Annotated in this window: 6 protein-coding genes; 4 read left to right on the top strand and 2 right to left on the bottom strand. The window is 66.9% G+C overall.

Annotation, left to right across the window (positions count from 1 at the left end):
* Both WCJ52_RS07700 and WCJ52_RS07695 read left to right on the top strand, forming a co-directional pair.
* Positions 1 to 931, top strand: a 931-nt coding sequence (locus tag WCJ52_RS07700; RefSeq protein ID WP_336902723.1) for a vitamin B12 dependent-methionine synthase activation domain-containing protein, incomplete at its 5' end; no start/stop codon positions are given.
* Between the two features lie 5 nt (positions 932 to 936).
* Entirely contained in the window at positions 937 to 2,163 is a 1,227-nt protein-coding gene (locus WCJ52_RS07695) for an MFS transporter (protein WP_336902722.1), read from the top strand.
* Between the two features lie 263 nt (positions 2,164 to 2,426).
* Here the strand turns inward: WCJ52_RS07695 and ettA are convergent, their stop codons facing one another.
* Positions 2,427 to 4,094, bottom strand: a complete 1,668-nt coding sequence (gene ettA / locus WCJ52_RS07690) for an energy-dependent translational throttle protein EttA (RefSeq protein WP_336902721.1) — start codon at positions 4,092 to 4,094, stop codon at positions 2,427 to 2,429.
* Between the two features lie 179 nt (positions 4,095 to 4,273).
* On the opposite strand from ettA, the gene WCJ52_RS07685 reads away from it, so the two are divergent.
* Entirely contained in the window at positions 4,274 to 6,586 is a 2,313-nt protein-coding gene (locus tag WCJ52_RS07685; RefSeq protein ID WP_336902720.1) for a TonB-dependent receptor, read from the top strand.
* Between the two features lie 149 nt (positions 6,587 to 6,735).
* Positions 6,736 to 8,058 carry an alpha/beta hydrolase gene (locus WCJ52_RS07680; protein WP_336902719.1) on the top strand — a complete coding sequence of 441 codons (1,323 nt, stop codon included), beginning with the start codon at positions 6,736 to 6,738 and terminating at the stop codon, positions 8,056 to 8,058.
* Positions 8,059 to 8,279: 221 nt separating this feature from the next.
* Here the strand turns inward: WCJ52_RS07680 and WCJ52_RS07675 are convergent, their stop codons facing one another.
* Entirely contained in the window at positions 8,280 to 11,573 is a 3,294-nt protein-coding gene (locus WCJ52_RS07675) for an amidohydrolase family protein (RefSeq protein WP_336902718.1), read from the bottom strand.
* Between the last annotated feature and the right edge of the window lie 180 nt (positions 11,574 to 11,753).

Here is an 11,753-nt window from a genome sequence, read left to right as displayed (position 1 = left end):
CACCCCGTCGCAGCCGTCCTTCACGGGCCTGCGGACCTTCGAGGACTGGGACCTGACGGATCTCGCCGAGCACATCGACTGGACGCCCTTCTTCGCCAGTTGGCAGCTCTTTGGACGGTTCCCGGCCATCCTGCAGGATGACATCGTCGGCCAGGCCGCCCGCGACCTCTATGCCGACGGCCGGCGGATGCTTGACCGGATGATCCAGGGCCGCTGGCTGACCGCCAAGGCGACGGTCGGCTTCTGGCCGGCCCAGGCCGATGGCGACGACATCCTCGTCTATGCCGACGAGTCCCGCACCGAGGTCGCCGGACGTTTCCACAGCCTGCGCCAGCAGATGGTCCGCAACGACGGCGACCGGGCGAACCTGGCCCTCTCCGACTTCATCGCCCCGGTCGGCGGCCCGCCGGACTGGCTGGGCGGCTTTGCCGTCACCGCCGGGCATGGCGAGATCGAGATGGCTGAGCGTTTCCGCCAGGACGGTGACGACTATTCCGCCATCCTCGCCACCTCCCTGGCTGACCGGCTGGCGGAGGCCCTGGCCGAGGCCCTGCACCGCAAGGTCCGCACCGAGCTCTGGGGCTATGCTTCGGACGAGGTCTTCGACCTGGAGTTCCTGATCGGCGAGAAATACCGGGGAATCCGGCCCGCCGCTGGCTATCCGGCACAGCCCGACCACACCGAGAAGGCCGAGCTCTTCCGGCTGCTGGAGGCGACGCCCCGGACGGGGATCACCCTGACCGAGAGCTTCGCCATGGACCCGCCGTCCAGCGTGTCCGGCCTCTACTTCAGCCACCCGGACAGCCACTATTTCGGCGTCGGCCGGATCGACCGCGACCAGGTGGAGGACTACGCCCGCCGCAAGGGCTGGGACCGCGCGACCGCCGAACGCTGGCTGGCGCCAATTCTCAGCTACACGCCGGCGGGGTGAAGGTGGTGGCGACAGGGGCGGGAGAGCAGGACTTCAACCGCCTCTGGGCTGCCCAGGCGGTCTCGGCCTTCGGGGCGCGGATCGCCCGGGAAGGCCTGCCCATCGCTGCGGTGACGACCCTAGCGGCTTCGCCTTCGGCCCTGGGTCTCCTCGCCGCCCTGACCGGCCTTGCCTCAATGATCCTCGGCCTTTCCGCTGGAGGCTGGGTGGACCGGCGGCCCCGCCGGGGGGTCCTGATCGCCATGAACCTGGTGCGGGCCGCCGCCCTCGCCGTCATTCCCCTGGCGGCCCTGACGGGGTTCCTGAGCCTGCCGATGATCCTGGCTTCGGGAACCGTCATCGCGGGCGCCAGCACCGTCTTCATCATGGCCGAGCATGCCATCCTGCCGGGACTGGTGGCCCCCGAGCGGCTGATCACAGCGAACGCCCGCCTGTCAGCCACGGACTCCGTCGCCGAGATCGGCGGCCCGGCCCTGGCCGGCGTCCTCTTCCAGGCCCTCACCGCGCCCCTGGCCGTCGCTGCCACGGCCGGGACCTGGCTGGCCTCCGCCCTCCTGCTTTTACGCATCCGCAGCGAGCGACCCGCGGAAGCTGAACCCAGGACACCGGCGGAGGGCCTGTCCTTTCTCTCCGGATTCCGGACGACCTGGGCGGATCGGGAGGTCCGCGTCCTCTTCCTGATCCAGATGGCGTGGGGCCTGACCGGCGGGGTCTTTGGGAGCCTCTACGTCCTGTTCGCCCTGCGCACCCTGCACCTTCCCACCGGCCTGCTGGGCCTCGCGATTGCCTGCGGGGGGATTGGCGCCCTGGCCGGGGCGGCGGCGGGGCCGATTGTGGAGCGGCGGCTGGGGGCCGGCCGGACCCTGACCCTGGCCCTTCTGCTCGGCGGCCTGGTCAATCTCGCCATCGGCCTTGCGCCTACGGGCGTGAAGGGCGGTATGGCCGTGCTGGTCGCCACCCAGTTCCTGGGCGACCTGTTCGGCGTCACCGCCATGATCCTGATGTCGAGCCTGCGCCAAGTGCGGGTCGACGCCGATCACCTGGGCCGTGTGTCGGGCGTTTTCCAGGCCGGATCTGGAGGCATGGCCGTGGTCGGCGCCCTGGGCGCGGCCCTGCTTGCAGAGGCGGCGGGCATACGCACGGCCATGCTGGCCGCCGCCGCCCTCAGCCTCACCCTGCCCCTGCTCTGCGCCGCAAGCCCTCTGGCGCGGGCCCGTCTGCCGGCAGGTTGAGGCCCGGAGGTCGAGCGCCATCGGCGCGGTGGGTTTTGCTGGGATGACAACCGGAGTTCCCCCGCCATCCAGGATGCCGTGCCCCGATCCACCGCCTCCCGAGGGAAGGAACCGCGCACGTTAATTGCTCCCCCAAGGGGGAGCTGTCGGCGAAGCCGACTGAGGGGGTCAACGGCCTCTCAGCTGACCCCCTCCGTCCCGGGGCCGGGGCCTCGGGCCACCTCCCCCTTGGGGGAGGAATTGAGGTGCGGCAGGTGTCCGCCCTACCGCGAGAACTTCTGGAACTTGATCCGGTGGGGGATGAGGCTGTCAGCGCCCAGGCGGCGCTTCTTGTCCTCTTCGTAGGCCTCGAAGTTGCCCTCGAACCATTCGATGTGGCTGTCGCCTTCAAAGGCCAGGATGTGGGTGGCCAGGCGGTCGAGGAACCAGCGGTCGTGGCTGATCACCACGGCGCAGCCGGCGAACTCCTCCAGGGCCTCCTCGAGGTTCTGCAGGGTCTCGATGTCCAGGTCATTGGTGGGCTCGTCGAGGAGGATGACGTTGCCGCCGGTGGTCAGGGTCTTGGCCAGGTGGACGCGGTTGCGCTCCCCGCCCGACAGCTGGCCAACCTTCTTCTGCTGGTCGCCACCCTTGAAGTTGAACGAACCCACATAGGCCCGGGTGTTGATCTCGCGCTTGCCGACCGCAAGGATGTCGAGGCCGCCGGAGACTTCCTGCCAGACGGTCTTGTTGCCATCCAGGGCGTCCCGGCTCTGGTCCACATAGGCCAGCTTGACCGTCTCGCCGAGGCGGAAGGTTCCCTCGTCGGGCTGTTCCTGGCCGGTGATGATCCGGAACAGGGTCGACTTGCCGGCGCCGTTGGGCCCGATCACGCCGACGATCCCGTTGGGCGGCAGCTTGAAGGACAGGTCCTTGAACAGCACCTTGTCGCCGTAGGACTTCGTCAGGTGCGAGGCCTCGAGCACGAGGTTTCCCAGGCGCGGTCCGGGCGGGATCTGGATGGCGGCGAAGCTCTGGGCGTGGCGGGAGCTCTCCTGCTCGGTGACCATGCGGTCATAGGCGGCAAGGCGGGCCTTGGACTTGGCCTGGCGGGCCTTGGCGCCAGACCGGACCCACTCCAGCTCGCGGGTCATGGCGCGCTGGCGAGCATCGCTCTCGGACTGCTCCTGGACAATGCGCTTGGTCTTCTGCTCCAACCAGCCGGTATAGTTGCCTTCGTAGGGGATCCCCTTGCCGCGATCGAGCTCCAGGGTCCACTTGGTCACCTGATCCAGGAAATAGCGGTCGTGGGTTACCAGGATGACGCAGCCTGGGAAGGCCTCCAGGTGATGCTGCAGCCAGGCCACGCTCTCGGCGTCAAGGTGGTTGGTGGGCTCGTCCAGCAGCAGCATGTCGGGCTTCGAAAGTAGCAGCCGCGCCAGGGCGATCCGGCGCATCTCCCCCCCCGAGAGGCTTTCCACGCTCCAGTCGTCCGGCGGGCAGCGCAGGGCATCCATGGCCATCTCGACCTTGGAATCGATGTCCCACATGTCGCCCGCATCGATCTGCTCCTGAAGGGTGGTCATCTCCTCCATGAGCTCGTCGGTATAGTCCTCACCCAGCTGGCCGGCGACCTCGTTGAACCGGGCGAGAAGGCGCTTCTCCTCGCACCAGGACTCCACGTTTTGGCGGACGTTGAGGGCTGTATCGAGCTGGGGTTCCTGCTCCAGGTAGCCCATCTTCACGCCATCGGCTGCCTTGGCCTCGCCGTTGAACTCCTTGTCCCGGCCCGCAAGGATCTTGAGCAGGGTCGACTTGCCGGACCCGTTGACCCCGACCACTCCGATCTTGGCATCGGCATAGAAGGACAGCCAGATGTTCTCGAACACCTTCTTGCCGCCAGGATAGACCTTGGTCAGGCCCTGCATCTGGAAAATGTATTGCTGCGCCATGGGGCTTGCGGGCTCGCGGATCGAGGAATGAGAAGGCCCGCCAGATAGCCCTCCGGCCCGGCCGGCGCAATGGGTGGGGACTGTCAGGACACTGTCACGCAAGGGTCGCGGATGTGTCGCGGGCGCTCCCTAGCCTGTACCCGACTCAGCCGACAGAACGGCTGGCACTGGGGATCATCATGAAATCAGGTCTTATTACGGGCGTATCCGCCCTCGCCCTCCTTCTCGCCGCGACCGCTGCATGCGCTGCAGACGAGGCAACCGGCGTCGAGGAACTCATCATCTATGGCAAAGGCGAAAGCCGCCAGGTCCAGACCCTGACCGTCGAAGAGATCCAGCGGGCGGCGCCGGGCTCCAGCCCGATCAAGATGGTCGAGAAGCTGCCGGGCGTGAACTTCCAGTCCGCCGACGCCTTCGGCGCCTACGAGTGGTCGACCCGCATCTCCATCCGGGCCTTCAACCAGAACCAGCTGGGCTTCACCCTCGACGGGGTCCCGCTGGGCGACATGAGCTATGGCAACCACAACGGCCTGCACATCAGCCGCGCCATCGCCACCGAGGACCTGGCGGGTGTGGAACTGGCCCAGGGCTCCGGCGCGCTCAGCGTCGCCTCGACCTCAAACCTCGGTGGCGCCCTGAAGTTCACCAGCCGCACACCCTCTTCCGACCTGGGCGCTGATGTGGCGGTGACCGCGGGGTCAAGCTCCATGCTCCGCGTCTTCCTGCGCGCTGACACCGGTGAACTGCCCGGCGGCGGGCGGGGCTCCATCAGCTATGCCGACCAGAAGGCCGACAAGTGGAAGGGCCAGGGCGAGCAGAACCAGAAGCAGATCGACCTGAAGTTCGTCCAGCCGATCGGCGATTTCACGATCAGCGCCTTCTACGACTATTCCGAGCGCCGTGAGAACGACTACCAGGACCTGTCCCTGGAGATGATCTCGCGCCTGGGCTCCGACTGGGACAACAACACCGGCCACTGGGCCGACGCGGTCCAGATCGCCCGCGCCTATCAGACCGCCTCCAACTACACGGGATCGAAGCCCATCCTCGACGGGAACGGCTGCTACACGGGCTCCGGCGCCAACCCCTATCCGGGCAAGGTGAAGTGCGTCGACGACGCCTACTATGACGCCTCGGGCCTGCGCGACGACAACCTCTGGGCGGTGACGGCCGCGGGGCCCCTGGGCGGCGTCGACCTCAGCGCCACGGTCTACGGCCATACCAATGACGGCCAGGGCACCTGGTACACCCCCTACGTGGCTTCGCCGAACAACAACGTCCCCGGCGCGACGAGCCAGAACGCCCCGATCTCGACCCGGACGACGGAGTATTCCATCGACCGGAAGGGCCTGGTCGTCGGCGCGGCCCTCGACCTCGGCGCCCACAGGATCTCCGCCGGGGGCTGGTTTGAGACCAACGACTTCTCTCAGGCCCGCCGCTACTACGGCCAGAACCTGTCCGCACCCTCATCGGCGCTCAACTTCTTCTCTGGTCCCTTCTACACCCAGTGGGCCTACGACTTCAGCACGAACACCGGCGTCTTCCACATCGAGGACGTCTGGACCGTCTCGGACCAACTCAAGGTCAACTTCGGCTTCAAGTCCGTCAGTGTAAAGAGCGACTCCGTCACGCGCATTGGATCGCCCGTCATCAACGGCTCCATCAAGTCGGAAGAGGGCTTCCTGCCCCAGGTCGGCGCAACCTGGGCCCTGTCTGACGACAGCGAAATCTTCGCCAGCTACGCGAAGAACATGCGGGCCTTCGCCGCAGCCCACACCGGCCTGTCGCCCTTCGCCACCACCCAGGCCGGCTTCGACGCCATCCGCAACAGCCTCCAGCCCGAAACCTCGCAGACCTTCGAGGGCGGCTGGCGGTATCGCGCGGGTGGCTTCCAGGGTGTCCTGGCCGCCTACTACGTCAAGTTTGACGACCGCCTGATCGGTACGTCGGCGGGCGCGGGCATTGTCGGCAACCCCACCATCCTGTCCAACGCCGGAAGCGTGACGGCCATGGGCTTTGAGGCGGCGGGAACGTTCGAGCTGAACGACGACTGGAGCCTCTTCGGTTCCTACGCCTACAACGACAGCACCTACGACGACGACATCCGCAGCGCCGCCGGCGTCGTGACCCAGAAGATCAGCGGCAAGACCACGGTGGACTCGCCCAAGCATCTCCTCAACGGCGAGGTCAACTTCGAACACGAGGGCTGGTTCGCGACGATGAATGTCCACTACGTCTCGGAGCGGTACTTCACCTTCACCAACGACAAATCGGTCCCGTCCACGACGACGGCCGACCTGTCCTTTGGTTACCGCTTCCAGGGCGAGGGCCTGGTCGAGGGCCTGGAGATCCAGGCCAACGTGACGAACCTGACGGACGAGGACTACGTCTCGACCATCGGCTCCAACGGCTTCGGCTATTCGGGTGACAACCAGACCCTGCTGACGGCCGCCCCGCGCGAGGCCTTCATCACCCTGCGCAAGCGCTTCTGATCCTCTTCCCGAGGCAACCCCGACTGGCCCCGCTGGCGACAGCGGGGCCTCTTTTTTTGCGTCCACACCGCCTCCGGAGGGAACCTCCGGCTTGCACAGTCCGGCGAGCCCTGTACCTCTTGGGAGCGAATTTCGGCAGGAGCCTCCGAATGCCCGCCCCCAGACGGATCCGACTGGTAGCTGTCCTGGCCTTCGGGCTGATCCTGCAGGCCTGCGCAGGCAAGGCGCCGCCGACCCTCGCCCTCATGCCCGCACCGGACGCCTTCGACATCGGGGCCTTCGACCGGGCAGCGGATGATCGCCCGGTAGGTGACATCCCCGACGGCGGCATCCTCTACGCCACTGGCCGGCAGAAGAGTGCAGGCAATGCGCCGGGGGACTTCTACACCACCGAGCGCAGCCTTGTGGTGCACCTGGGTGAAGCACAGGTCAGCGTCAGCAATCCCGCCATCACCTGGCGGCAGGCGCGGGAAATGGCTCTGCTCAAGAACCAGTCCAAGGACTACCCGATTGTGGTCTCCGGGGTCACGGAGTACGGCCTCCTCAACCGATCCGTGACGCCCTATGTGGACCCGGGCCAGCAGGCTGCCCCGCCAGCCCAAGCCACCGCCAGGTTCGCCGCCGAGGTCAACCGCAGACTCGAGCGCACCCGCCAGAAGGACGTCTACATCTATGTCCATGGCTACAAGGTGGCCTTCGACAACCCCGTCCTGGTGGCGGCCGAGATGTGGCACTTCATGGGCTATGAAGGGGTTTTCGTCGCCTATTCCTGGCCGTCGACCCCCGAGGCGACGGCCTATGTGGGTGATGTCGACACCGCCATGGGCATGGCCCGCAATCTTCGGGAACTTGTCCACATGCTGGAGACCGACACGGCCGCCGAGCGGATCCACATCATCGGCTACAGCGCCGGCACCCGCCTGGTGGCGCGCACCCTGGAGCAGATGGCCCTTCTGAACCGCGGCCAGGGAACAGGCGGCACGCGCTATGGTGCCAGGCTGGAAAACGTCTTCCTGATCTCGAGCGACGTCGACCGGTCGGTCTTCGGTGCCTACCTGGCCGACGGAGCCCTGGACGTCTCGCGGCACCTGATCATCTACGCCTCGAAACAAGACCAGGCCCTGCAGATCTCCGAGAAGATCACGGGGCATGAGCGACTTGGGGAAGCCCTGCCCCCCGACAAGGTCCCGGTGCCCTTCGCCAACCTTCTCAAGAGCCGCTCAGACCGGATTTCCTACATTGACGTCTCCGCCGCCCCGGCCATCTCAGCCGGGAGCGGGCACGGATATTTCCGCGGTAGTCCCTGGGTGTCCAGCGACCTCATGATCAGGCTGATGTACCGCCTGCCTCCGGAGGTCCGGGGCCTGGTGCGGGACCCGAACACCGGCGTCCTTTCATTCCCCGCGGACTACGACCAGAGGATGAAACGCGCACTCCAGGACCTGAAGTCGGGGCGTCCGTCGGGGCCCTGACAGATTTCAGGGCGTGATGCAGTTCCGGGTGACGGCGAGGATGTCGAGAAGCCTGGCGTTGGCCGCAAGGGTGATTGTCGCAAGAGCCATGTGCTCTCTCCCGCCAACGCCTCAATGTCACCGGGAAGGAACCCCTTCAAGCCAGATGGAGTCCGTACCGTCGGCTCAGGTGGTGAGGATGGACCTAACCCCGATGGGATAGGTCATCGCCGCCTCTCCGCTCACCCATCGTCCTGATCGGCCTGGGCGCTGAGGCCGCCGCCGGCCGGGCCGGTATAGCCCTGGGCGCCATCCGGGCCTTCCCACCAGTAGGCAGGACGCTTGCGGGTGCCAGTCAGCTCTTCATTGAGGGTCGCGGCGTCCAGCAGGCGGCCACCGATCATGACCTTGCTGATCTTGTCGGAGTTACGGATGTCCTGGGTCGGATCGGCGTCGAGCACGACCAGGTCAGCCAGCTTACCGGGCTCCAGGCTGCCGACATCCGCATCATAGCCAAGGCTGCGCGCAGCCTCGATCGTACCCGTGCGAAGCGCCTCGACCGGGGTCATTCCGCCCCGGGCGAAGGACCAGAGCTCCCAGTGCGCGGCGATACCCGGCTCCTGGCCATGCGCGCCGATCGAGACCGGCACGCCCCGCCGCGCTAGCTTGGCGGCTTCGCGGGCATTGTCATCGTCCTTGTAGTCACCGTCCGGCGCAATCTCGCGGCGGGCATTGTTGGCGGTCAAAATCGCGGCCGGCTCGTGCTTCTGCAGCAGGGGATGCTTCCAGACCTCGGTGTGTGAGCGCCAGTAAGGGTCGCCCGCCGGGCCGCCATAGGTCACCACCAGGGTCGGGGTGTAGCCGGTCTTGGACTCGCTGAAGAACTGCAGCACGTCCTCGTAGAACACGCCGAGTGGCAGGTTGTGCTCAACCGTGGTGTTGCCATCGGCGATCAGGGTCATGTCGAAGCCGAAGAGCGAACCGCCCTCGGCCACCGAGCGCATCCCCTCGGCCAGGGCCGCCGCAGTGACCTGCTGGCGCTGTTCCCGGCGGGGCTGGTTATAGTTCTTGAGGCTATGCGCGCCCTGGGCCTTAAGCCGGCGGACGTGGGCCAGGGCGTCTTCATAACTGTCGATCTGGGCGTAGACGCCAGGATCGCGGGCACCGTAGACAATCTCGGCGGTCGAGAAGGTGCGCGGGCCCAGGATCTTGCCGGCGCGCACCATCTCCAGCGCCGGGAACACTGTCCTGGCGCTGCTGGAGGGATCGTGCCGGGTGGTCACGCCGAGGGCTAGGTTGACCATCTCCGCCCAGTTGGCCTGGGGGGTGATCTCGTCGATCCCGTAGGGGCCGTGGGCATGGGCGTCGATCAGGCCCGGGATCAGGGTCTTGCCCCGGGCGTCGAGTGTCGGCGTGCCGGCCGGGATGGCCACCTCGCCGCGCTTGCCCACGGCCTTGATCCGGTCGTGCTCGATCAGCACAACGCCATCGTCGATGATGCCGCCATCCATGCCCTTCATGGTGACCACGCGCGCGCCGACAATCGCGAGGCTGCCCTTGGGCTTGTCTGCGGTAATCCGCATCGAGAGCGAAATCCCACTCTTGGGTGGTTCGAAGGTCGGGGGCTTGGCGCCCTTGGCCAGCGGGGCGTCGGCGAACATGACAGTCCGGTCGGCGCTGAACACCGTGGGTCCAAGCGACCAGTTCAGCCGCTTGCCGCCTTCGCTCCAGTGGATCCAGTCAGCCCCGTCACCGCTGACCTTGACGACCGGCAGGGCGCCGCCCTTGGTGGAGAGCGAGACCTCCTGGCCACCGGGGACCATGGGGGTAACGAAGGCCTGGTAGTTCTGGCGGAAGGCTAGGAACTTGCCATCGGGCGAGACGCGGTAGTCGTTGACGAGTTCACCCTTGGCATGGACGCGGCGCGCCTCGCCATTGAGGTCGAGGCTGACCAGGCGGCTTTCCTTGGCATCACTTTCAACCACGAAGATGCGGTCATTGGCGGTCCCGAACTGGGGATTGCCGCCCTTGTCGGTGATGCGAGTCGCCTGGCCGCCGGTTGCCGCAACACGATACACACCAGGCTCGGCCGAGCCGCGCGGGCTGGAAAGAAAACCTCCGCGGTCCTTCTCAAAGACCACGATCTTGCCATCGGGCGAGAAGCGCGGACGGGCATAATGGCCGGCCGGGGTGATGGCTGTGGACTTGCCACCGCTGGCAGCAAGGGTGCGCACTTCGCCCAGGCCCGCGTCGGTCCAGCGGACATAGACCAGCGTCTTGCCGTCAGCCGACCATGACGGATAGGCCTCCATCGCGGCCTCGTCACGGGTCAGGCGGCGCGGTTCGCCGCCCGCCATCGGCTTGATCCACAGCTTGCCGAGGGTCTCGAACACCACCGACCTGCCATCGGGCGAGACACTGGCCCCCCGCGGCATCCGGGTCTCGAAGCTGTCTGGTGCCACCGCCACAGGCGGGCGCGGAGGATCGATCAGGCCGCGCGTATCGGCGATCCTGAAGGGAATGACCGTGGCCTTGCCCGTGGTTAGATCGACCCGGTTGAGCTTGCCGCCGGCCCAGATCACCACACTGCCCGAATCCGGGGTCCAGGCCATGTTGGGATAGACGCCGGTCACGGCCCAGGTTTCCTGCATGTCCATGTCCAGGGCGTCATAGATCTTGCGATCCTCGCCCGTGGTCAGGTCGCGGACATAGAGCCGCGGCTGGGTCGCCTCGCGGCGGACATAGGCGATCTTCTTGCCATCGGGCGAAGGCGTGGGACGCACCGCGCCGCCTTCGCCGCCGATCACGCTCTCGGTCTTGCCGGTCTCGAGGTCATAGCGATCAATCCCGAAAAGCGCGTTGTTGCTGTCCTGCGCGTACTGGAAGGACGGACCCGGCGTGGTGTTGCGCGTGAAATAGACGTGGCGACCATCGGGCGCGAAGATCGGCTCACCCAGTTCCTTCTGGTGCTGTTCGCTCGGGCGCTTGACCAGCAGCACCCCGTCGCCGCCAGAGACATGGTACATCCAGACCTCGCCCGTTCCGAGCGAGCGCTGGGTGGTGAAGTGCTTCTTGGCCACGATGTACTGGCCATCCGGGCTCCAGCTTGGCTGGTTGAGCAGGCGGAAGCTCTCGTTGGTGAGTTGGCGCTTGTCGCTGCCGTCGCGGTTCATGATCCAGATGTTGTCGCCGCCGCCCCGGTCAGACGTGAAGGCGATCCGCCGGCCATCGGGGGAGAAGCGCGGCTGGGTTTCGTAAGGCAGGCCTTCGGAGATGCGCGTCGGCGTGCCGCCGCCGATCGGCAGTGTGTAGATGTCGCCCAGCAGGTCGAAGACCAGGGTCCGCCCGTCGGGGCTGACATCCAGGTTCATCCAGGTGCCTTCCTCGACCGCAATCGGCACCTGACGCACCTTCATCCCCGGCGGTGCGGCAACATCCCATTTGGGCGCATCCTGGGCGTGCGCGGCGGCGGGCAGGGCGGCGGCGAGGCCAAGCACCAGGGCCATCCGCGAGGCAGTGCGGGCAAGAGTCTTCATCAGGAATCCCCCAGTGTGGCCCAGGAGTGTTGGCCCGGGCCCGGAACTGTCAATCAACGCATCCGTGAGCACCCTCGCCGCCGAGCGAGGTTGAACAGTATCGCGTAGAGCCAAACGCGCGGGTCCACCGTCCGGGTGGACCGCCGGCGGGGTGCCTCTGCGAACCCGCCGGCCTCATGG

It is taken from the genome of Phenylobacterium sp., from assembly GCF_037138395.1.
Classification (GTDB): Bacteria; Pseudomonadota; Alphaproteobacteria; order Caulobacterales; family Caulobacteraceae; genus Phenylobacterium.
Note: the sequence above shows the minus strand (reverse complement) of the source record. Positions and strands in the feature narration are given on the sequence as shown.